At 67.6% G+C, this 21,902-nt stretch carries 19 protein-coding genes, 1 other RNA gene and 7 pseudogenes; 6 read left to right on the top strand and 21 right to left on the bottom strand.

The features are described 5' to 3' along the window. Window positions 1-43: 43 nt before the first annotated feature. Window positions 44-916 carry an ion transporter gene (locus ACZK2V_RS18930; protein ID WP_032128376.1) on the bottom strand — a complete coding sequence of 291 codons (873 nt, stop codon included), beginning with the start codon at window positions 914-916 and terminating at the stop codon, window positions 44-46. 63 nt (window positions 917-979) lie between these two features. On the opposite strand from ACZK2V_RS18930, the gene ACZK2V_RS18925 reads away from it, so the two are divergent. After that, window positions 980-2,206, top strand: coding sequence for an acetylornithine transaminase (locus ACZK2V_RS18925; protein ID WP_006467246.1), 1,227 nt, complete (start codon window positions 980-982; stop codon window positions 2,204-2,206). A 53-nt stretch (window positions 2,207-2,259) separates the two neighbouring features. On the opposite strand, the gene ACZK2V_RS18920 is transcribed toward ACZK2V_RS18925, so the two are convergent. Next, window positions 2,260-2,862, bottom strand: a complete 603-nt coding sequence (locus tag ACZK2V_RS18920) for an HAD-IA family hydrolase (protein WP_149908744.1) — start codon at window positions 2,860-2,862, stop codon at window positions 2,260-2,262. 123 nt (window positions 2,863-2,985) lie between these two features. Between ACZK2V_RS18920 and azu the strand changes: the two genes are divergently transcribed. Next, complete coding sequence (azu, locus tag ACZK2V_RS18915) at window positions 2,986-3,435, top strand: azurin (RefSeq protein ID WP_486322674.1); 450 nt, start codon at window positions 2,986-2,988, stop codon at window positions 3,433-3,435. 112 nt (window positions 3,436-3,547) lie between these two features. Here the strand turns inward: azu and hemL are convergent, their stop codons facing one another. Continuing rightward, a complete protein-coding gene (hemL, locus tag ACZK2V_RS18910; RefSeq protein ID WP_478468400.1) occupies window positions 3,548-4,837 on the bottom strand; it encodes a glutamate-1-semialdehyde 2,1-aminomutase in 1,290 nt (429 codons plus the stop codon). Window positions 4,838-4,853: 16 nt separating this feature from the next. Next, a pseudogene (gene thiE / locus ACZK2V_RS18905) lies at window positions 4,854-5,479 on the bottom strand (thiamine phosphate synthase). A gap of 34 nt (window positions 5,480-5,513) precedes the next feature. Here thiE and ACZK2V_RS18900 point away from each other — a divergent pair. Next, on the top strand, window positions 5,514-5,738 hold the full coding sequence (locus tag ACZK2V_RS18900; protein ID WP_014038358.1) for a rubredoxin: 225 nt from the start codon (window positions 5,514-5,516) through the stop codon (window positions 5,736-5,738). A gap of 78 nt (window positions 5,739-5,816) precedes the next feature. On the opposite strand, the pseudogene ACZK2V_RS18895 reads toward ACZK2V_RS18900, so the two are convergent. From ACZK2V_RS18895 to ACZK2V_RS18860, 8 genes and pseudogenes are all read right to left on the bottom strand, one after another. Further along, window positions 5,817-6,660: pseudogene (locus ACZK2V_RS18895) on the bottom strand (SirB1 family protein). 144 nt (window positions 6,661-6,804) lie between these two features. After that, a complete protein-coding gene (locus ACZK2V_RS18890) occupies window positions 6,805-7,248 on the bottom strand; it encodes a DUF192 domain-containing protein (protein ID WP_049421686.1) in 444 nt (147 codons plus the stop codon). Window positions 7,249-7,269: 21 nt separating this feature from the next. After that, window positions 7,270-7,916: pseudogene (rpiA, locus tag ACZK2V_RS18885) on the bottom strand (ribose-5-phosphate isomerase RpiA). Window positions 7,917-7,938: 22 nt separating this feature from the next. After that, a complete protein-coding gene (locus tag ACZK2V_RS18880; protein WP_049421683.1) occupies window positions 7,939-8,418 on the bottom strand; it encodes an EVE domain-containing protein in 480 nt (159 codons plus the stop codon). Beyond that, complete coding sequence (locus tag ACZK2V_RS18875) at window positions 8,415-9,008, bottom strand: 5-formyltetrahydrofolate cyclo-ligase (RefSeq protein WP_486322673.1); 594 nt, start codon at window positions 9,006-9,008, stop codon at window positions 8,415-8,417. Before ACZK2V_RS18875 ends, ACZK2V_RS18880 begins: the two co-directional genes overlap by 4 nt. An 83-nt stretch (window positions 9,009-9,091) precedes the next feature. Beyond that, window positions 9,092-9,277: non-coding RNA, 6S RNA (ssrS, locus tag ACZK2V_RS18870), on the bottom strand. Window positions 9,278-9,429: 152 nt separating this feature from the next. Next, window positions 9,430-9,726, bottom strand: coding sequence for a cell division protein ZapA (locus ACZK2V_RS18865; RefSeq protein ID WP_005410899.1), 297 nt, complete (start codon window positions 9,724-9,726; stop codon window positions 9,430-9,432). After that, a complete protein-coding gene (locus tag ACZK2V_RS18860) occupies window positions 9,723-9,944 on the bottom strand; it encodes a TIGR02449 family protein (RefSeq protein ID WP_005410898.1) in 222 nt (73 codons plus the stop codon). The genes ACZK2V_RS18865 and ACZK2V_RS18860 overlap by 4 nt, the downstream gene beginning before the upstream one ends. A 152-nt stretch (window positions 9,945-10,096) precedes the next feature. Between ACZK2V_RS18860 and ACZK2V_RS18855 the strand changes: the two genes are divergently transcribed. Together ACZK2V_RS18855 and ACZK2V_RS18850 are read left to right on the top strand one after the other, a co-directional pair. Next, the gene (locus ACZK2V_RS18855; protein ID WP_032128368.1) at window positions 10,097-10,645 is read left to right on the top strand and encodes a YecA/YgfB family protein; all 549 of its coding nucleotides are present in this window, start codon (window positions 10,097-10,099) and stop codon (window positions 10,643-10,645) included. A gap of 5 nt (window positions 10,646-10,650) precedes the next feature. Next, window positions 10,651-11,971, top strand: a pseudogene (locus tag ACZK2V_RS18850) (aminopeptidase P N-terminal domain-containing protein). Between the two features lie 555 nt (window positions 11,972-12,526). On the opposite strand, the gene pepQ reads toward ACZK2V_RS18850, so the two are convergent. The 8 genes and pseudogenes from pepQ to rph form a co-directional block, all read right to left on the bottom strand. After that, a complete protein-coding gene (gene pepQ / locus ACZK2V_RS18845; RefSeq protein ID WP_201117237.1) occupies window positions 12,527-13,858 on the bottom strand; it encodes a Xaa-Pro dipeptidase in 1,332 nt (443 codons plus the stop codon). A 75-nt stretch (window positions 13,859-13,933) separates the two neighbouring features. Further along, window positions 13,934-14,308: a PilZ domain-containing protein gene (locus ACZK2V_RS18840; protein WP_201117236.1), complete on the bottom strand. Its 375-nt coding sequence runs from the start codon at window positions 14,306-14,308 to the stop codon at window positions 13,934-13,936. Next, window positions 14,305-16,584 (bottom strand): DUF1631 family protein, encoded by a 2,280-nt coding sequence (locus ACZK2V_RS18835; protein ID WP_201117234.1) that lies wholly within the window; start codon window positions 16,582-16,584, stop codon window positions 14,305-14,307. The genes ACZK2V_RS18840 and ACZK2V_RS18835 overlap by 4 nt, the downstream gene beginning before the upstream one ends. 201 nt (window positions 16,585-16,785) lie before the next feature. Further along, a complete protein-coding gene (gene hemW / locus ACZK2V_RS18830; protein ID WP_486322672.1) occupies window positions 16,786-18,012 on the bottom strand; it encodes a radical SAM family heme chaperone HemW in 1,227 nt (408 codons plus the stop codon). 56 nt (window positions 18,013-18,068) lie between these two features. Continuing rightward, window positions 18,069-18,469: pseudogene (locus ACZK2V_RS18825) on the bottom strand (non-canonical purine NTP pyrophosphatase). Next, complete coding sequence (locus tag ACZK2V_RS18820) at window positions 18,448-18,663, bottom strand: non-canonical purine NTP pyrophosphatase (RefSeq protein ID WP_486323341.1); 216 nt, start codon at window positions 18,661-18,663, stop codon at window positions 18,448-18,450. Before ACZK2V_RS18820 ends, ACZK2V_RS18825 begins: the two are co-directional and overlap by 22 nt. After that, entirely contained in the window at window positions 18,660-19,049 is a 390-nt protein-coding gene (locus ACZK2V_RS18815) for a VOC family protein (protein ID WP_049400723.1), read from the bottom strand. Before ACZK2V_RS18815 ends, ACZK2V_RS18820 begins: the two co-directional genes overlap by 4 nt. Beyond that, window positions 19,046-19,771: a ribonuclease PH gene (gene rph / locus ACZK2V_RS18810; protein ID WP_049426699.1), complete on the bottom strand. Its 726-nt coding sequence runs from the start codon at window positions 19,769-19,771 to the stop codon at window positions 19,046-19,048. The genes ACZK2V_RS18815 and rph overlap by 4 nt, the downstream gene beginning before the upstream one ends. A 124-nt stretch (window positions 19,772-19,895) precedes the next feature. Between rph and ACZK2V_RS18805 the strand changes: the two are divergent. Then, window positions 19,896-20,754 (top strand): annotated as a pseudogene (locus ACZK2V_RS18805) (YicC/YloC family endoribonuclease). 65 nt (window positions 20,755-20,819) lie between these two features. Here the strand turns inward: ACZK2V_RS18805 and selD are convergent. Further along, a pseudogene (gene selD, locus ACZK2V_RS18800) lies at window positions 20,820-21,897 on the bottom strand (selenide, water dikinase SelD). Window positions 21,898-21,902 lie beyond the last annotated feature (5 nt).

The raw sequence follows: 21,902 nt of genomic DNA, 5'->3' as shown, positions 1-21,902 counted from the left end.
GTAACCGCCGAGAGGTAGTGCCGGCCGCTGGCCGGCATGTGTCTCAATGGTTGAACGCATCCGGCAGCTTGCCGCCGCACTTGCGGCAGTGCAGTGCATCCGGTTCATGGCCTTCCAGTCCGCAGTCCGGGCAGCCACGCGCATCGCGGCGCGCGGCCTGCTCGGCTTCACGCATGGTGCTGGCCAGCTCGGCGGTATAGATGCCGGTGGGCACGGCGATGATGCTGTAGCCGATCAGGATCAGCACCGAGGTGACGAAGCGGCCGAGCACGGTCTGCGGCACGATGTCGCCGAAGCCGACCGTGGCCATGGTCACCACTGCCCAGTACATGCTGGCCGGGATGTTGGTGAAGCCGTGTTCGGGGCCCTCGATCACGTACATCAGCGCACCGGCGATGATGGTGATGGTGATCACCGTGAACAGGAACACCAGCACCTTGCGCCGGCTGCGCCACAGTGACGTCATCAATACGCCGCTTTCCTCGATGTAGCGGGTCAGCTTGAGGATGCGGAACACGCGCAGGATGCGCAGCGCACGCACCACCAGCAGGCTCTGCGCGCCGGGGATGAACATCGACAGGTAGGCGGGCAGGATCGACAGCAGGTCGATGATGCCCCAGATGCTCACCGCGTAGCGCAGCGGGCGCTTGACCACCGCCAGCCGCAGCAGGTACTCGGCGGTGAAGATGATCGTGAAGCCCCATTCCAGGATGTACAGGCCGGTGGACCATTCGGCATGCAGGTGCTGCACGCTGTCGATCATCACCACCAGGATGCTGGCGATGATCGCCACCACCAGGATCAGGTCGAAATTGCGCGAAGGCCGGGTGTCGTGGCGGTAGATGATGTCGAACCACCGACGGCGCCAGCCGGTCTCGGTGGCGGGGTTCAGCTGGGGGGCGGAAAACGGTCGCATGGGCGCATTGTGCCGCAGGGGTTCCGGCGCGAGAATGGGGATTCCTGAACCCTGCCGACTGCCATGACCGCCGCTACCGATCCGCTGATCTCCCTTTCGCACTATTACCTGCCGGTCTACAAGCCCCGCCAGGTGGTACTGGAACGAGGCCAGGGCGCCCGCGTGTGGGACAGCCAGGGCCGTGAGTTCATCGACCTGGCCGCCGGCATCGCCGTGTGTGGCCTGGGCCACAACGACCCGGACCTGGTCGCCGCGCTGGTCGAGCAGGCCGGCAAGCTCTGGCACACCAGCAACGTGTTCTACAGCGCGCCGCCGTTGCACCTGGCCGAGGAGCTGGTGAAGGCCAGTCGCTTCGCCGAGCGCGTGTTCCTGTGCAACTCCGGCGCCGAAGCCAACGAAGTGGCGATCAAGATGGTCCGCAAGTGGGCCTCCAGCCAGGGCCGCCCGGCCGACAAGCGCGTCATCATCACCTTCCGCGGCAGCTTCCACGGCCGCACCATGGGCGCGGTGACCGCCACCGCTCAGCCGAAGTACCAGGAAGGCTACGAGCCGCTGCCCGGTGGCTTCCGCTACATCGATTTCAACGATGAGGTGCAGCTGGAAACCGCGATGGCCGCCGGCGACGTGGCCGCAGTGATGCTGGAGCCGATCCAGGGCGAGGGCGGGGTGATGCCGGCCAAGTCCGGTTTCCTCAAGCGCGTGCGCGAACTGTGCGACCAGCACAACGCACTGCTGGTGCTGGACGAGATCCAGGCCGGCATGGGCCGCACCGGTACTCTGTTCGCGCACTGGCAGGACGATGTGGTGCCGGACATGGTCACCCTGGCCAAGGCGCTCGGCGGCGGCTTCCCGATCGGCGCGATGCTGGCCGGCCCGAAGGTGGCCGAAACCATGCAGTTCGGCGCACACGGCACTACCTTCGGCGGCAACCCGCTGGCTGCTGCGGTGGCCCGCGTGGCACTGCGCAAGCTGGCCTCGGCGGAGATCGCCGCCAACGTCAGCCGCCAGTCGAAGGCGCTGCGCGATGGCTTCGCCCGCATCAACGACGAGTTCGGTGTGTTCAGCGACGTGCGTGGCCGTGGCCTGATGCTGGGCGCGGTGCTGAGCAAGGACTTCGCCGGCCAGGCCGGTGCGATCCTCGACCATGCCGCCGAGCAGGGCCTGCTGACCCTGCAGGCCGGTCCGGACGTGCTGCGCTTCGTGCCGTCGCTGAACATCACCGACGAAGAAGTGGCCGAAGGCCTCAAGCGCCTGCGCGCAGCGATTGCTGCTTTCATCGCCGCGCGCTGACGCCGCGGCGCTGGGGTCGGATCCCTCTCCTGCGGAGAGGGCTCTGACCCCGATCAGCTCACCGCGTAACGCTTCAACACCTTGCCCAATCCCCGGCCATCGCGCACGGTTTCCGCGTGCAGGCCGGCGGCGCGTGCGCCGCGCACGTTGGCGAACAGGTCATCGACGAACAGCGTGCGCGCAGGCGCCACGCCGAGTACCTCAAGCGTGCGCAGGAAGACTTCCGGCGCCGGTTTGCGCAGGCCGAAATCGGCGCTGCAGAACACGCGGTCCTGCAGGGCAGGGAACAGTTCCGGTAGCAGGGTGGGCAAGGCCTGTTGCATCAGCGCGCCGTTGTTGGTCAGCACTGCCATCGGCAACTGCAGGGCCTGCAGCCGCTGCAACACGGCAGCCTGCGGATGGCTGGCGGCCCGCCGCGCCGCGGTCCAAGCAGTCACATCGACCGTCGTGCCTAGAAGCTCTCCCAGCTGCGCCAGATAGGCCGGGCCATCCAGCGTGCCATTGTCATGTGCCGCTTCCAGCCCGCTGTCGTACAGCGCGGCCTGCACGGTTTCCGGCACGACATCCAGCGCCTGCGCAAGGTACAGCACGCGCTGCGCGCGCTGGTAGTGCACCAGCACGCCATCCACATCCAGCAGCAACAGGTCGATCCGCATTGGTCGAGCATGCCATTGCAGTGAACACGCGGGAAACCCTGGAGCAGCCATGCGACAGACGGTCGCAGACGCGGCCGCAGGGGCCTGCCTAGAATGGCGCTTGAATCCGCAGGAGATGCAACGATGAAGGCTTGGATGGTGGCAGTGGGACTGGGCGCGCTGATGCTGGCGCCGTCGGCGATGGCGCGGGTGTGTGCGGTGAGCATCGACAGCACCGACCAGATGAGCTTCAGCAGCCGCGAGATCAAGGTGGCCGCTGATTGCACCGCCGTGGATCTGACCCTGCGCCACACCGGCAAGCTGGCCGCTACCGCGATGGGCCACAACTGGGTGCTGACCCGCAGCGCGGATTACCAGCCGGTGGCGATGGCTGGCATGCGTATGACCCTGGCCGACAGCTACCTGCCGAAGGCCGACAAGCGCGTGCTGGCGCAAACCAAGGTGATCGGCGGTGGTGAAACCGCGCGCGTGCGCTTCTCTACCCAGGGCCTGCAGAAGGGCGGTGACTACACCTTCTTCTGCTCGTTCCCCGGCCACTTCGCGATGATGAAGGGCAAGTTCGTCTTCGGTTGAGCAGCCACGCATGGCGTGGCTCTACCAGGAGAAAAAGGGGACGGAGGGGATTAAGTCGTTTGTGCACAAACGACTTAATCCCCTCCGTCCCCTTTTTTCGTGCAGAGCGGGCTCAGCCCTTGGCGGCCTTGAACGCCACGCGTGCAGCGGCGAGGGTGGCCTCGATCACCGCGTCATCGTGAGCGCTGGACAGGAAGCCGGCCTCGTACGCCGACGGTGCCAGGAACACGCCCTGGTCCAGCATCGCGTGGAAGAAGCGGTTGAACGCCGGGATGTCACAGGCGGTGGCCTGCGCATAGGTCTCCACTTTTTCACTGGTGAAGAACAGCCCGAACATCGCGCCCACGCAGGTGGTGGTCACGACCACGCCGGCGTCGGCGGCGGCCGCTTCCAGGCCGGCACACAGGCGCGCGGTGCGCTCGGCCAGGTCGGCGTGGAAACCCGGCTGCTGGATCAGTTCCAGCATCGCCAGGCCGGCGGCCATCGCCACCGGATTGCCGCTCAGCGTGCCGGCCTGGTAGATCGGGCCGGCCGGGGCGATCTGCTGCATCAGTTCGCGGCGGCCGCCGTAGGCACCCACCGGCATGCCGCCGCCGATGATCTTGCCGAAGGTGGTCAGGTCCGGGGTGATGCCGTAGTGCGCCTGCGCTCCGCCGAGGGCGACGCGGAAGCCCGTCATCACCTCGTCGAAGATCAGCAGCGCGCCATGCTTCGTGCACAGGTCGCGCAGGTGCTGCAGGTAGCCTTCGCGTGGCGGAATGCAGTTGGCGTTGCCGACCACCGGTTCGATGATCAGGCCGGCGATGTCGTCACCCTGCTGTTCGAACAGGGCAGTAGCCGCTTCGAAGTCGTTGTAGGGCAGGGTCAGGGTCAGTTCGCTCAGGCCGGCCGGCACGCCCGGCGAGGTCGGCACGCCCAGCGTCAGCATGCCGCTGCCGGCCTTGACCAGGAACGAGTCGCCATGGCCGTGGTAGCAGCCTTCGAACTTGACGATGCGGTTGCGGCCGGTGGCGCCACGCGCGAGGCGGATCGCCGACAGCGTGGCTTCAGTGCCGGAGTTGACCATGCGCACCATCTCGCACGACGGCACCAGTCGGGTGATGGTCTCGGCCATGGTCACTTCGGCCGCGCAAGGCGCGCCGAAGGACAGGCCATTGTCGATCGCCTTCTTCACCGCCTGGCGGACGGCCGGATGGTTGTGGCCGACGATCATCGGGCCCCAGGAACCGACATAGTCGATGTAGCGGTTGCCGTCGACGTCGTACAGGTAGGCGCCGTCGGCACGCTCGACGAAGAACGGTTCGCCGCCGACCGATTTGAACGCGCGCACCGGCGAATTGACGCCGCCCGGCAGCAGCTGCTGGGCGCGGGAGAACAGGGCGTGGGACTGGTCGTGGTTCATGCGGATTTCCTGGGCATTACGCGAACTGGGCGAGGTAGGCGCGCTGGATCGCAACCGGGTCTTCGGCGGCGAACACGCTGCTGACCACGGCGACCAGATCGGCGCCGGCGTCGATGATGGGACCGACATTGTCCGGCGTCAGGCCGCCGATCGCCACCCGCGGCACGCCCAGTGCGGCGCTTTGCCGCAGCAGGTCGGTATGGGCGCGGCTGCTGGTGATCTTGGTGGTGGTCGGGAAGAACGCGCCGAAGGCCACGTAGCTGGCGCCGGCGGCCACGGCCTGCTCGGCATTGGCCAGCTGGTCGTAGCAGGAGGCGCCGATGATGGCCTCGGCACCAAGCAGCGGCGCGCGCTGGGGATGTCACCGTCGGTGCCGCCCAGATGCACGCCGGCGGCGCCGACCGCCTTGGCCAGCGCCGGGTCGTCGTTGACGATCAGCGGCACGCCGTGTTCCGCGCACAGCGCCTGCAGGGCGGTGGCCTGCTCCCGCCGCAGCGCGTCACTGGCGGTCTTGTTGCGGTACTGCAGCCAGGTGACGCCCGCGGCCAGCAGTGGCGCGGTGCGGGCCAGCAGGCGCGCGGTATCGGGCTCGTCCGGGGTGATCAGGTAGACGCCGCGGGGCGCCGGGGAAGCAGAAGTCATCGATGGCTACCGGTGAGTGGACCGCGATGGGACAATGGCGGCCCGTGAATCCAGCCCTGATTATCCGATGAGCGATGCCACCCCCACCACCTTGCGCACCTGGATGTGCGTGGTCTGCGGCTTCCTTTACAGCGAAGCGGAAGGCTTGCCGGAGGAGGGCATCGCGCCGGGGACGCGCTGGGAGGACATTCCCGAGACCTGGACCTGCCCGGACTGCGGCGTGACCAAGGCCGATTTCGAGATGGTCGAGGTCGATTGAGGGAGGGGCCTGCAGGCCCTTCTGTGGGTGCGGACCGTTGGGGTGGGTGCGGACCGTTGGTCCGCACACCTGAAAGAATCAATGCAGCCGCGGCATCGGCCCGCCGAGGTCGATCAGCTTCTCGCGCAGCCACTGCGCATCGCTGGCCTCGGGATTGCGCTTCAGGTACTGCCCCAGGTCATGGCGGGCACCGGCCAGGTACTCCAGTTGCAGGTAGGCCAGGCCGCGGTCACGCAGCGCATCGTCCTGCTCCGGGGCCAGCTTCAGCAGCCGGTCGGCACTGCGCGCAGCGCGGTCCCACTCGCCGGCCTCGGCGTAGACGCCGTGCAGGTTGCGCAGCATGCGCATCAGGATCGCACGTGCCGGCGCCGGGTCGAGGATCTGCGCCAGCACCTGGTCGTCGGGCATCTGCCCGCCCAGGTGTGACTTGGCCCGCTCGCGCAGTTCGTCCACGTCAAGCGGGCGGCCGCCATTGAACGGGTCCATCACCAGCACACCGTCGTCCACCGGCAGGCGCACCAGGAAGTGGCCGGGGAAGGACACGCCGTCGAGCGGGATTCCCAGTCGGCGCGCGACTTCCATCTGCACCAGTGCCAGCGAGATCGGGTTGCCCAGGCGGCGCTCGAATACCTGGTTGAGGTAGCTGTTGCGCGGGTCGTAATACTCGTCGTGGTCGCCGCTGTAGCCCAGCTCGTCGAACAGGTGGCGGTTGATCGCCGCCATCTTCAGCGGGCTGTTGTCGATGCTGTCCACTTCCGAGCGGAGGTGGTCGACGTGGCTCTGGATCAGCGCGTCGTAGGTGGACGGCTGCAGATCGGGGTATTCATCGCGCGATCAGCAGCGCGGTCGGCAACAGTGGCAGCGCCTCGTCTTCGAGGTCGGCCAGTGCATCCCAGTCGGGGAGTGAGATCTGGTCCTGCATGACCACAGACTGGCGGCAATTGCAGGCGGTTTCAAGCGGTGTCGCGTGAAAAATCCGGGGGTCAGATCCCTTTCGCGTGCGAAAGGGATCTGACCCCTGCAGGGTTGCCGGCCAGCGGCCGGCACTACCGCGGGCAGAACCCTGTTACTCGATGCCCGGGCCGAATTTCAGCTCCGTGCCGTCCTTCAGCTTGAGCTTCTCGGCCTGACCGGCGTTGAGCTCCAGCACATAGCGCGCCGGTCCACCGCTGGGGTAGGGCGGGCACATGTCGCCGGCCGAGCACGGCGGCACATCGCGCTGCTGGCTGACCAGCTTGCGCTGGCTGTCGAAGTACAGGATGTCCAGCGCAAGCTTGGTGTTCTTCATCCAGTACGCCTGCATTTCCTCGCGGTCGTGGATGAACAGCATGCCGTGATCGGCGGCCATCTGGTCGCGGAACATCAACCCGCGCGCGCGGGTTTCATCGTTGGTGGCCAGCTCCACCTGGTAGCGGGCGCCATCCAGCTCGACCCAATGGCGGGCCGCGTCGGTAGCACAGCCGGCCAGGGCCAGCAGCGGAAGCATCAGCAGCGAACGCAACAGCGACATCGTCAGGATCCTTCGAAAGGGTCAGAGCACGACCGGCGGCTCACCACCGACGATCACCACATCGGCGCGGCGGCGCGCGAACAGGCCCACGCAGACCACGCCGGGCAGCTGGTTGAGCTCGCGCTCCAGCTTTTCCGGATCGGTGATCTGCAGGTTGTGGATGTCCAGGATCTGGTTGCCGTTGTCGGTGACCACGCCTTCGCGCCAGGTCGGCTGGCCGCCGGTCATGTCGCGGATCTGGCGGGCGACCAGGCTGCGCGCCATCGGGATCACTTCCACCGGCAGCGGGAACTTGCCCAGCACCGGCACCTGCTTGCTCGGGTCGACGATGCAGATGAAGCGCTCGCTGGCCTCGGCGATGATCTTCTCGCGGGTCAGTGCGGCGCCGCCCCCTTGATCAGGCACTTGTTGGCATCGCACTCATCGGCGCCGTCCACGTACAGCGACAGGTTGCCGCTGTGGTTCAGCTCGATCACCTCGATGCCGTGCTGCTTCAGGCGCGCGGTGCTCTGTTCGGAGCTGGACACGGCGCCCTTGATACGGTGCTGGATGCGGGCCAGGGCATCGATGAAATAGGCCACGGTGGAACCGGTGCCGACACCGACGATCATGCCGTCTTCTACGTACTCGATGGCTTTCTCGGCGGCCAGGCGCTTGGCTTCGGACATGGGAGAACTCTCAGGCAGGGAATCAGGATTTCTTTTCCAGCGACAGCAGCAGCTTCCACTGCGCGGCGGTCACCGGGAACACCGACAGGCGGTTGCCCTTGGCAACCAGCGGGAAGCCCTCGCCGAGTTCTTCGGCGTGCAGCTTGATCTCGTCCAGCGCGATCACCTGCTTGAGCTTGCGGTCGAAGGCCACGTCCACCAGCATCCAGCGCGGGTTCTCGCGCGTGCTCCTGGGGTCGTGGTAGTCGGATTTCGGGTCGAACTGGGTGTCGTCCGGATAGGCCGGGCTGGCCACCGTGGCCAGGCCGACGATGCCGGGCACCTTGGTATTGGAGTGGTAGAACAGGATGCCGTCGCCGACCTGCATGCCATCGCGCATGAAATTGCGCGCCTGGTAGTTGCGCACCCCGTTCCAGGGTTCGACCTTGACCTTGGCCAGGTCATCGATGGAGAAGGCGTCCGGTTCGGACTTCATCAGCCAGTAGCGCTTGCGGGCGGTCATGCGTTCACGGGGGCAGCGGAGGGGAACAGGGTGCCGTCTTCGGTGCAGATCGCATCCACCGGCACGTCCCACGACGCCACCGGCAAGGACTCGACCTGCTGCACCGCGAATGCAGCACCGACCAGCCAGGGCGGCGCCGGCCGGTCGTGGCGGAAGGCGAAGCTGCGATCATACCAGCCGCCCCCCATGCCCAGCCGCCGGCACTGCGTGTCGAAACCCACCAGCGGGGCCACCACCAGCGCCATCTGTGCTGGTTCCAGGGTGTCTTCCATCGCCACGTCCGGCTCGGGAATGCCGTAGCGGTTGCTGGTCAGCGGCTGCCCCGGCCGCCACGGCGCGAAGCGCAGCACGTCGCCGGCCAGCACCGGCAGGCAGTAGGTGAGGCCTTCGGGCAACTGCAACTGCCAGCGGTGCAGGGCGATCTCGCCATCCAGCGCCCAGTAGCCGGCCACGGCGCCTTCGCGCGGGGCGAACGGCAGGGTCAGCAGGGCATCGGCAAGCGATTCGGCGGCGGCGATGCGCTCAGCAGCGGAAAGGTCGCGGCGGCGTTGCCGCAGGTCGTGGCGCAGGGCCTGGCGCGGGTCGGTCATGGCAGCGTGCGGCAAGGATCAGCCGTCATTGTGCCGGAAAGAACAAGGGCGACGCCCGAAGACGCCGCCCTTGCTGGAATATTGCATTCTCCGCAATGTCGATGCATGCGAAACGACCTTGAACCCGGGGGCTCAAGTGGGAACGCTGGAGAACCATCGGGCTTCCCGCTACAAGGCGGACCTGCACTCCCGGCGCTGTCGCGCTCCCGGTGTCGTTCTTAAGGGACAAGGCGAATGTTTGCACATGCCGTCGAGTACCGCAGAGAACGCGTGGCCATTATAGCCAGCACGCAGGATCTGGATAGGCCGTTCGTCGGCAACAGTCCGTGCCAATTCAGATATGAGAAAAGGGGACGGAGGGGATTAAGACGTTTCCAGCACGGAAGGGGCGAATGCGCCTTGATTCCCTCCGTCCCCTCTTCTACGGGGTGCCGTCGATCGCGCGGTCCAGGCGCCGGTTCAGGTCGGCCAGCGTCTGCTGCAGCGCCACCGCCTGGCGGGCGTTCTCATCGCGCAGCAACTGCAGTTCGTGGGCCAGGTTCAACGCCGCCAGCACGGCGACGCGGTCGACCGCAGCCATGCGGTTGCTGCCGCGGATTTCGCGCATGCGCGCATCGAGCAGGCGCGCGGCCGCCATCAGGCTGTCGCGTTCATCGCCGCCGACACCCACGGTGTATTCACGATCGAGGATGCGGACACTGACCGGTTCGGCGCTCATGTGTGCTGCTCCAGGGATTTGAGCCGGCTGATCATTGCTTCCACCCGCGAGCGTGCCTGCTCGTTCTTGGCCAGCAGCGTGGAACGCTCGGCCACCAGCTGTTCCTGCTGGTGGCGCAGGCTGCGGTTCTCCTCGGCCAGGCGCTGGTTGCGTTCAAGCAACGCTTCCACGCGGGCAGCGAAGTCCTGCAGCTGGGCAAGGGGATCGGCGGGTTCCATGCGGGCACGATAGGCAAGCCGGGTAAGGGCGGTCAAGCGTTGTCGCAGCAAGGCCTGACGGTCGCAGAGAGGATGCCGTCGGGTTGCTACACTACGGGGTCTCACGGGCGGCGCGTGCGCGCCCCGGGTTTCCTTTCCGAACGAGCCGCACGATGACCGAACTTCCCTCCGTCGACGACGTTACCCGCGCCAGCCAGGAACTGGGCCTGGGCGCCACCGCTGCCGAGCTGCACGGCGCACTGTGCGGCTGGCTGGCCGCCGGTGGTGCCCCCGGCAATGATTGGCCGGCGCGTGTGCTGGCCGACGACAACCTGCCGCCGGTGGCCGCCGACAGCGTGCTGGGGCAGCTGCTGCAGGTCACCATCAAGCAACTGGAAGACCGCGATTTCGCCTTCGAACTGCTGCTGACCGATGGCGACGACGTGTCCGCGCAGGCTGATGCCATGTTCAGCTGGACCCGTTCCTTCCTGGGCGGCTTCGGCCTGGGCAGCGGCGGCCGCCGCCCGACCCTGTCCGAAGAGGGCGAAGAAGCGCTGACCGACATGGCCAGCCTGGCGCGTGCCTCCAGCGAGGATTTCGAGGCCGGTGGCGATGACGATGACGAAGCCCTGTCCGAGATCGAGGAATTCATCCGCGTGGCGGTGTTGCTGCTGCACGGTGACGTGGTGCTGGCCTCGCGCCATCGGCAGCGCCTGAACTGATGGACATCAAGCAGCGCACCGGCATCGCGGCCGGCGAATACAAGCGTCGGCGCCGCCAGCTGATGGACATGGCCGGCGAGGATGCGATCCTGGTGCTTCCCGCCGCGGCCGAGAAGGTGCGCAGCCTCGATACCCATTACCCGTTCCGGCAGGATTCGGACTTCCAGTACCTGAGCGGCTTCCCGGAGCCGGAAGCGGTGCTGGTGTTGATCCCGGGCCGCCGTCACGGCGAGGCCATCCTGTTCTGCCGTGAGCGCGACGCCGAGCGCGAGGCCTGGGACGGCAGCCGCGCCGGCCAGGAAGGCGCGGTGGCGCAGTACGGGATGGACGATGCGTACCCGATCGACGATCTGGACGACATCCTGCCAGGCCTGCTGGAAGGGCGTTCGCGCGTCTATTACCACTTCGGCCGCGACGCCGATTTCGACCTGAAGCTGATCGGCTGGGTCAACCGCGTGCGTTCGCAGGTGCGCCACGGCGCGCAGCCGCCGCATGAGTTCCTGGAGCTGGGCCACCTGCTGCATGAGCAGCGCCTGTTCAAGTCCGGCGCCGAAGTGGCGCTGATGCACCACGCCGCGCAGATCAGTGTACGTGCGCATCTGGCAGCAATGAAGGCGGCCAGGGCAGGCATCCACGAGTACGAACTGCAGGCGGAGCTGGAACGCGTGTTCCGCGCCAACGACGCGGTGCCGGCCTATTGCAGCATCGTCGGTGCAGGTCGCAACGGCTGCATCCTGCACTACCGCGACAACAACGCACGTTCGCGCGATGGTGAGCTGGTGCTGATCGACGCCGGTGCCGAATACCGCGGCTATGCCAGCGACATCACCCGCACGTTCCCGGTGAACGGCCGCTTCAGCGCCGAGCAGCGCGCTGCACGATCTGGTCGGTGACGCGCAGGCCGCGGCACTGGCCCAGGCCAAGCCGGGCGTGGCCTACGAGATGGGTCACCTGGCGGCGGTGCAGACCCTGACCGAAGGCCTGCTGCGGCTGGGCCTGCTGAAGGGCACGCTGGAAAAGAACCTGTCCGAGGGCCTGTACCAGCGTTTCTACCGGCACAAGACCGGGCACTGGATCGGCATGGACGTACACGACGTGGGTGACTATCGCCTGGCCGGCGATTCGCGCCTGCTGGAGCCGGGCATGGCATTCACCATCGAGCCGGGGCTGTACATCGGCGTGGACGATACGACGGTGGAACCGCGCTGGCGCGGTATCGGCATCCGTACTGAGGATGACGTGCTGATCACCGATGACGGGCATCGCGTGCTGACCGAAGGCCTGGCGCGCAGCGCCGACGAGATTGAAGCGGTGATGGCGGGGTAAGGGGTTTCGGCAGGGCTTGCAGCCCTGCACCTGCTGCAATCAACGGCAACGTCAAAAGCCGAAGCGGCATTCCGTGGGAGGGCGGGGTACTGTGGGTTTGCGGGGACGCCGCAAGTACGTCCCTGTAGGCTTGGTCGCCGCATCCATGCGGCTCACACCCCGCAAACCCACAGTGCCCCGCCTTTGACAGGTTCAGGCGGCTGTTGGTGGGTGCCGACCGTTGGTCGGCACATCTGTCAGATATCGAATGAATCATCCACGCATGGCGTGGATCTACTGGCCACTGCGGCCGTTGGAACGCGCGGCTGTTGGTAGGTGTCGACCTTGGTCGACACAGAGCGAGCGCAGCGAGCGACCCGCTTCTGCTTTTCTTTTTCTTTTCCGTGGTTGAACGCGGCAGGAAACTGTCAGAGGTGGGGCGGGTGGGCCATGCAGGGGCGTTGGCGCCATGGATGGCGCCATCGAGCTTACAGGGACGTACTTGCAGCGTCCCCTGCATGGCCCACCCGCCCCGCCAAACCCATGAACCGCTTTCCGCGACCAACCACGAGGGGCTCAGCCGTTCGCCGCCGCAAACTCCGGCCGCGTCAGGTTGTCCGCCTCGCCTTCAGTGCACAGCACTTCGTCTTCGATGCGGATGCCACCATACGGACGGAAGAAGTCCACGCGGTCCCAGTTGATCGCATCGCCATGGCCGGCATCCTTCACTTCATTCAACAGCATGTCGATGAAGTACAGGCCCGGTTCGATGGTCACCACCATGCCCGGTTCCAGCACGCGGGTCAGGCGCAGGTACGGGTGGCCCGCCGGGCGCTCGATGCGGCCGCCTTCATCGCTGGCCGCGAAGCCGGCCACGTCGTGCACCTGCAGACCGATCAGGTGGCCGATGCCGTGCGGGAAGAACGCGGCGCTGACGCCGGTTTCCACTGCGGTCTGCGGCGAGACCTTGATCACGCCGAAGTCCTTCAGCACGCCCATCAGCGAAAGATGTGCGTCCACGTGCAGCTGCTTGTAGTCGAAGCCCGGGCGCACCGCTGCGCACATCTGCTGCTGGGCAGCGTCGACGGCGGCGATCATCGCGGCGAACTCGTCGTGGCCCTGCGCGGCGTAGGTGCGGGTGATGTCGCTGGCGTAGCCGTGCGCGCTGGCACCAGCATCGATCAGGAAGCTGCGCAGCGGCTGCGGCGCCTTGCGGCCCAGCTCGGTGTAATGCAGCACGGCGGCATGTTCGTTCAACGCCACGATGTTGCCGTAGGGCAGCTCGTTGGCGTCCTGGCCGACGGCCTGGCAGTACGCCATGTGGATGCTGAACTCGTCGGCGCCGTTGCGGAACGCGGCTTCGGCGGCACGGTGGCCGCGCACGCCCAGCACCTGCGCCTGGCGCATCAGCGCGATTTCATACGGCGTCTTGCTGCCGCGGTGCCATTCCAGGTAGTTCACCACCGGCGCCGGGTTGTTCGGCACGTAGTTGCCCAGCGTGCTCTGCGGCTCGCCGAGGATCGCGCAGCGCGACGGGTCGGCCGGCAGCAGGGCCAGTGCCTCTTCGGGCTTGCGGATGATGTGGATGTCGAAGTGCTCCACCCACCAGCCGCTGGGGGCGTCCGGTACCACGTGCCAGTAATCGAACGGCTGGTGGAAGATCACCGCCGGACGCTTGCCGGGGGTGTACACGATCCAGCTGTTGGGCACGCGGGTCAGCGGCAGCCAGGCCTTGAACTGCGGATTCACCGCATACGGGTAGTCGCGGTCGTCGAACACCTGGTAGTGCAGGGTGCCGCTGGGCACCACCAGGTAATCGAAGCCGCCGCGGGCCAGCGCCTGTTCGGCGCGTCGGCACAGCACGGCCAGGTGGTCGGAATACAGGGCGCCGGGGTCTTGCTGGATCATTGCGGTGGCTCGACACGGAAAACGGCCCTAGATTCTGCCGCATACCGCGAAAAACCGCTGTGCCGGAACCGGCACTCAGACCGTCGAAACCGGTCCCTCGTCGCTGTCCTCGCCCACCCACTGGCGCAGCAGCTGCCGATGTTCGCGTGACAGGGTGAGGAATCGGAAGCCGGTCCAGCTCTGGCCGGGTGCATGTGCGGGCTCGCTCCACAGCAGGTGCACGCCCACGTCGATGTCCTGCTGACGGCCATCACCCAGTGGCAACGGGAAGCGCAGCTGGTACAACGCATCCTCGCGCAGCGGCACGCTGGCCAGCATCAGCATGCCGGTTTCGGAGACATTGCCGAGGCGTCCGACCACGCACTCGCGCATCTGGTCGGTGACCGGCACCAGGTCCGAGACCTGGCGGCGCGGCGCGCGGCGGGTGTCCTGCGGCGGTACGGCTTTCATGCGGGGGTCTCCTGTGCGCGGCCCGTGGCCAGTGCGCGCAGCGCACCAAGGCTGGCTTCCCAGGCACGGTCGACCAGCCGGCCCTTGTCTTCGGTGACCAGTTGCGCGTGCCCGGCACTGATCTGCCGTGCCAGCGTATCCAGGTCGGTATCGGTGATCTTCTGCCCGCGTGGATTGACGAACAGGGCGTGGCCGGTCAGCAGGCTGTACCAGGACAGGCGCTGGCGGCGCAGCGTGCCATCACCGGTATCGATGTCGAACCAGCTGCCGAACGGCAGCGTGGACAGTTGCTGGTATGCAGCTTCTTCGGCACTGCTGCGGGGCGTTGCAGGCGCCGTGCCGGTGGGCGCGCCGGCGTGTTCGCCCAGGCGCGCACGTGCCTTCAGGCGGGCACTGAGTTCGGTACGCGAGGTGCTTTCATCCTCGCCGCCGGGCGTGGCCAGCCTGCGCGCGACGGCGGCGGCTTCCTCGGCGTGGTAGCCGACCTGCAGCAGTGCGGCCTCCACGTCCGCTGCCAACGCGGTATCGGTGCCGCCGGGGGCGTCGATGGCCTGTGCGGTGATGGCAGCGATGCGCTCGGTCTGTTGCAGGCGTTCCTGCCACTGTGGCGAATCATCGCCATGGCGCAGGCGGGTGAGGGTCAGTGCATCGGCCCAGGCCTGGCGCAACAGGGTCTGCACGAAGCGCGGTGGCGACTGCGTGTCGCAGCACTGGTCGATCTGTGCGGTGGCCTGGCGACGGGCCAGTTCCAATCGTTCCTTGCCGCGCGCGGCTTCCACGTGGCGGCGCTCGGCCAGTTCGGCACGATGGGCCGCCGCGCGCTGGTGCTGCTGCACGTCTTCGTTGGCGGCGGCAAAGGCCTCCGGTGCGCGCGCATCCTGCCCCAGCAGGCCCTGCACGCTCTGCGCCATGCGCTGCAGCAGCTGTGGGTCGACGTCATCGTCGCCCAGCCAGTTGGCGCCGACTTCGGCAATCTGGTTGAGCAGCTCGCGCGCCGGGTGCTCGTCACGTACGAAGAAGCCCGGATCGGCCATTGCCGCACGTGCCAGGGGCACCTGCAGGCGGGCCAGCAGGGCGGCCGGCACCGGATCGGGACGCTGCTGCTGTTGCACCTGCTGCATCAGCATGCGCAGCAGGTCCAGGTTGTCCCGGTCGTGACTGCCCAGCTGGGCCTGCGCACCATGCTCGCTGCGCAGCTGCGCGACCACGGCGGCCTGCAGGTCGGCCACGCCGGTTGCCGCACTGGACTGAGCCTGCAGGCGCGCGAGTACCGCGTCGACTGCCGCACTGGGCACTGCGCCACTGTTCGCCGGGGAAGGGTTGGCGTGCCGGGCCTGCTGCAGCAGCTCATGCAAAGCACTGCCGGTGGATGTGGTCACGCCCGGCGTGGCGGGGCCGGCTGCGCCACCCTCGTGGAAGGCGTCCTGTACCAGGCTGGACCAGGAGCCGGCCGGTGCCGAACCGTTCCAGCCGGTCAGTGGGGCCGCGCTGCGCTTGGCCGGCTGCGTGGTGCGGCCGCCACCCACCGACTGGGTGATGATCCGCCGCGTGCTCGACGAGCGTGCCAGGTAGGGGGTGTAGACCAGCCCCGGCAGTACGCCGGACTGGGCCAGCAGCGCATTGGCACGGTCAAGGATATCGCCCAACCGTTCCAGCACCTGTCGTTCGAAACTGCGATACAGCGCCAGCTGTACCTCGACGCTCAGCGCGTCCTGTTCGGCAATCCGGCGCACCATCGCGCACAGTGCCTGCGGTGCCAGCGGCAGGGTGTCGGCCTCGAAGGCCGGCGCCGCCGCCAGTACCCCCAGGCGTTGGCCCAGCAGGTTCAGTGTGTTGGTTGAACGCAGGGTCTCGCGCCGCACCATCTCGGTCAGCAGCAGGTCGCGATCCACTTCGTGCTCATCAACCAGCGACAGCCCGAGCATGCCCGGCAGCGCTGGCGGCCCAGCACTGGTACTGACACCGCTGACCGGTTCGCGCAACCGCGCGAGGGCGTCGGCCACGGCATCGAGCATGCGATCGGCGAAATGGCCGGCGAAGGCGTGCAGCTGTCCACGCTGGGCCATCAGCTCGGCCTGCTGCTGCGGATTGCGTGCGCGGTCGGCGTCGTGCAGCAGGGTCTGCTCCAGCGCTTCGACAGTCAGGATCAGGGGCGCGGCCAGCGTCTGCCGGCACAGGCCGATCAGCGCGCCCAGCAGCTCACGTACCCGCGGTGGCAGGTCGCTGGCGGCCAGGCGGTTCTTGTCGGCAGGAGTGATGGAAAAGACAGCTGACATCGGCAGGCGGTATCCGGATTCCCGCGGATCGATCTGGTGAATCTACCGTGTCGGCCGCTGTCGGCGCTACTTTAGGGCGAATGTGCATCCCGTTCGCCAGGCATGGCCCGACCGATGAACGGTAGTGCCGGCCGCTGGCCGGCGATCCGCGCCGATCGAGCTGCCGACCAGCGGCCGGCACTACCCCCTGTCAGGCGAGGATCACTCCTCCAGGAACAGGCTCACCACATCATTGGTGAAGCGGCGGCCCAGTTCGGTCGGCTGCACATGGCCATCGGTCACGTCCAGCCAGCCGTGCCGCACGGCCTCGGCCAGCGGTGCATCCAGCACGCTGCGCGACAGCCCGGTACGCGACTCGAAATCGCGCAGGCCGAAGCCTTCGTGCAGGCGCAGCAGATTCAGCATGTACTCGAAGGGCAGGCGCTCAGGCGCGATCACATCGTCACCCCCGAACGAGGCCGGGGTGCCCGCGCTGTCCAGATAAGCCTGCGGATGCTTCAGCTTCCAGCGTCGCAGCACGTGTTCCTCGGCGCCCGAGCTGATCTTGCCGTGCGCGCCGGCACCGATGCCCAGGTAATCGCCGAAGCGCCAGTAGTTCAGGTTGTGCGCGCTTTGCCGGCCAGGGCGTGCGTAGGCGCTCACCTCGTACTGGCCGAAGCCGGCCTGCGCCAGCAGCGCCTGGCAGTGTTCCTGCATGTCCCAGGCGTTGTCTTCATCGGGAATGCCCTGCGGCGGCCGCGCGAAGAACATCGTGTTCGGTTCCAGGGTCAGCTGGTAGTGCGAGATGTGTGCCGGCTGCAGCGCGAACGCGCGTTCCAGATCGGCCTCGGCACCGGCCAGGGTCTGTTCCGGCAGCGCGTACATCAGGTCGATGTTGAAGTTGTCGTAACCCGCGTCCTGCGCCATCTTCACCGCGCGCTCGGCTTCGCCACTGTCGTGGATGCGGCCCAGGCGCTTGAGCATCGCATCGTCGAAACTCTGGATACCGAAGCTGAGGCGATTGACGCCGGCCGCGCGATAGCGGTCGAAGCGGCCATGCTCGGCGGTGCCCGGGTTGGTTTCCAGGGTGATTTCGGCATTGGGCGCGAAACGCAGGCGTGCGCTGGCCTGTTGCAGGAAACGGTCGATTGCTTCCGGCGGGAACAGGCTGGGCGTGCCGCCACCGAAGAACACGCTGTGCACCACCCGGCCCCAGACCAGCGGCAGGTCCTGGTCGAGGTCGCGCAGCAGCGCATCGATGTAGGCATCGAACGGCAGCTCGCCCTTGGCCTGGTGCGAATTGAAATCGCAGTACGGGCATTTGCGCACGCACCACGGCAGGTGCACGTACAGCGACAGCGGGGGCGGCACCAGTCGCGGCGCGGCGTTGTGATCCGCCGAGCAGGCTTCGCCGGGCAGGTGGTTGCAGTGGTCGTGGGCGTGCGGCATGGGCTTCTTCGGTAGTGCCGGCCGCTGGCCGGCTTCCCTGGTTCGATCGGGTGGCGTCAGTACAGCGTCGCCAGCTGCTGCTTGAGCTGCTGCAGGGCAATGGCGCGGTGGCTGATGGCGTTCTTCAGTGCCGGCTCCATCTCCGCGGCGGTCAGGCCGTGGGTGGTGTCCAGGAACACCGGGTTGTAGCCGAACCCATTCGTGCCGCGCAGTTCACGGATGATCTGGCCCTCCCAGCGACCTTCGCAGATCAGCGGCTGCGGATCGGTGGCGTGGCGCAGCAGCACGATCACCGCATAGAAGCGGGCACCGCGCTGGCCATCGGGGATGTCGGCCATCGCCTCCAGCAGCTTGGCGTTGTTGGCCGCGGCATTGGTCGGGTGGCCGGCATAGGCGCGCTGTACAGGCCCGGTGCACCGCCGAGGGCATCGACGATCAGGCCCGAATCATCGGCCAGCGCCGGCAGGCCGGTCGCTTCGCAGGCCGCGGCGCCTTCAGCAGCGCGTTCTCTACGAAGGTCAGGCCGGTTTCTTCCACGTCGCCCAGGCCAAGCTCGGCGGCCGAGGTGATCTGCAGCGGCAGGTCGGCGAGGATCTCCTGCATCTCCACCAGCTTGCCGGCGTTGTGGCTGGCCAGTACCAGTTTCTTCATTGACGCGGCTCCAGCAGGTCCCAGGTGTTGCCATACAGATCGCGGAACACCGCGACCGTTGCATAGGGTTCTTCGCGCGGCGCTTCCAGGAATTCGACCCCGGCGGCCAGCATCGCCGTGTGGTCGCGGTGGAAGTCGTCGGTGTTGAGGAAGAAGGCGACGCGGCCACCGGTCTGGTTGCCGATGCGGCTGCGCTGTTCCTCGTCGCTGGCGCGGGCCAGCAGCAGGGCGGCAGCGCTGCCGTCGGTCGGCCCCACCACCACCCAGCGCTTGTGGCCCTGGTCGATGTCCTCCAGCAGTGCGAAGCCGAGCTTGCCGGTGTACCAGGCAATGGCTTCGTCATAGTCGGCCACCACCAGGGTGGTCAGGGCGATGCGCCGGTTCATGCCGACAGCGCCGCCTGCTGTGCGGCCAGCAGTTCGGCCACGCCCTTCTCGGCCAGGCCCAGCAGCGCATCCAGTTCGTCGCGACGGAAGGCATGGCCTTCGGCGGTGCCCTGCAGTTCGATGAAGCCACCGCCGTCGTTCATCACCACGTTCATGTCGGTGTCGCAGTCGCTGTCTTCGGCGTAGTCCAGGTCCAGCACCGGGGTGCCGCGGTAGACGCCCACCGACACCGCTGCCACGGCGCCCAGGATCGGGTTGCGCTTGATGTCGCCGCGCTTCATCAGCACGTTCACCGCATCGACCAGGGCCACGTAGGCACCGGTGATGGCGGCGGTGCGGGTGCCACCGTCGGCCTGCAGCACGTCGCAGTCCAGGGTGATGGTGCGTTCGCCCAGCGCGTTGCGGTCCACGCAGGCGCGCAGGCTGCGGCCGATCAGGCGCTGGATCTCCAGGGTGCGGCCGCCCTGCTTGCCACGGGCGGCTTCACGGTCGCTGCGGGTGTGGGTGGCGCGCGGCAGCATGCCGTACTCGGCGGTCACCCAGCCTTCGCCCTTGCCGCGCAGGAAGCCCGGCACGCGGTTCTCGACGCTGGCGGTGCACAGCACACGGGTTTCACCGAAGCACACCAGCACCGAACCTTCGGCGTGGCGGGTGAAGCCGCGTTGGATGACGACCGGGCGGAGCTGGTCGGGCTGGCGGCCGCTGGGGCGGGAATCGGACATGGTGCGGGTTCCGTAATGGCGAGGGAGTACGCCGCCACGCCCGCGGCCTTCACGGGGCGGGCAAGGGGGCTCTGGTGAGGGCGCTAGGGTACCATTCCCCCTTTGCACGCACCGGACACAATCCATGATTCGAAGCATGACCGCCTATGCCGGCGGCGAGCGGGTCACCCCGTGGGGCACGCTGGGCTGCGAGCTGCGCTCGGTCAACCACCGCTTCCTGGAGGTCGGCACCCGCCTGCCCGAGGAACTGCGGGCGCTGGAGCCGCAGCTGCGCGAGCGTATCGCCGCGCGCCTGAGCCGCGGCAAGCTGGATCTGGTGATGCGCCTGCGCGCCGGAAGCGGCCGCCAACCTGCAGGTGGACGAGGCCCTGCTGGGCCAGCTGGGCCGCCTGGCGCACCGCCTGACCTCCGATTTCCCCAATCTGCAGGTCAGCTTCACCGATCTGCTGCAGCTGCCGGGCGTCACCCGTGGCGAGGCCACCGATGCCGCCGCCCTGCAGGTCGAGGCACTGGCCCTGCTGGACCAGGTGCTGGATGGCTTCGTCGAGGCCCGTGAGCGCGAAGGCGGCAAGTTGTCCGCGGCCATCAGCGAGCGCGTGGACGGCATCGAACGCATCGCTACCGAAGTGCGCACCTTGATTCCGGCCATTCGCGACGGCCAGCGCGCCAAGCTGGCCGCCCGCCTGGCTGACCTGCCGCACCCGGTCGACCCCGGCCGCGCCGAGCAGGAGCTGGTGCTGTGGCTGCAGAAGCTGGACGTGGATGAAGAGCTGGACCGCCTCGGCAGCCACATCGTCGAGATCCGCCGCGTGCTCAAGCAGCGCGAGCCGGTCGGTCGCCGCCTGGACTTCCTGCTGCAGGAGTTCAACCGCGAAGCCAACACGCTGGGCTCGAAGTCGGTGGACAGCCGTACGTCCAATGCTGCGGTGGAGCTGAAGGTGCTGATCGACCAGATCCGCGAACAGGTGCAGAACATCGAGTGATGTTGCATCCAGCCGTACAGCAGGGGCGCCTTCGGGTGCCCTTGTTGTTTCAGCGCATCAGTGCATCAGTGCACCCTGACGGCCGGCGCTCCCCCGCTCAAGCGCCCCACCACGGCCGCCTGGCCGAATCCGGCGTCGTGGAAGCAGGCCAGCACCGCATCCAACGCTTCCGGCGCACAGGACACCAGCAGGCCGCCGCTGGTCTGCGGGTCGGTCAGCAGTGGCTGCCAGTGGGCGGCCAAGCCCTCGGCGAAGCGCACCTCGGCGCCATACGAGGCCCAGTTGCGGTTGGAGGCGCCGGTTACGCAGCCACGCTGCAGCAGGTCCAGGGTCTGCGGCAGCAGCGGCACCTGTGCACTGTCCACCTCGGCGGCCACGCCACTGGCGCGGCACACTTCCAGCAGGTGGCCGAGCAGGCCGAAGCCGGTGACGTCGGTCATGGCATGCACGCCGTCCAGCGCGGCAAGGGGCAGGCCCACGCTGTTCAGGCGGGTGGTCGACTCGATCATCTGACGGTAGCCCTCGGCATCCAGCACTTCTTTCTTCAGCGCCGACGAATACACACCCACGCCCAACGGCTTGCCCAGCACCAGCACATCGCCGGCGCGGGCATCGGCATTGCGCTTGAGCCGCTGCGGATCGAGCACGCCGATCGCGGCCAGGCCGTAGATGGGTTCCACCGAATCGATGCTGTGGCCACCAGCCACCACGATGCCGGCATCAGCACAGGCGCGTTCGCCACCCTGCAGGATGCCGCGGATGGTGTCCTGCGGCAGGCTGTTGATCGGCATGCCGACGATGGCCAGTGCGAACAGCGGGCGCGCCCATCGCGTACAGGTCCGACAGCGCATTGGTGGCGGCGATGCGGCCGAAGTCGAACGGGTCGTCGACAATCGGCATGAAGAAGTCGGTGGTGGCGACGATTGCCTGCCGGTCATCGAGGCGATACACCGCGGCGTCGTCGCTGGTCTCGCGGCCGACCAGCAGCTCGGCCGGTGCCGGAAGCGCTGGAACCCCGCGCAGCAGTTCGGTCAGCACGCCGGGCGCGATCTTGCAGCCGCAGCCACCGCCATGCGCGAGAGACGTCAGTCGTTGCGGGGCATCGGCCGTTGAAGGAGCGGGGGACTGCGCGTGCGTGGCCATGCCGA

It is taken from the genome of Stenotrophomonas sp. 93052_Sma, from assembly GCF_056481145.1.
The sequence above is the reverse complement of the archived record's forward strand: the minus strand, read 5'-3'. Positions and strand labels throughout refer to the sequence as shown.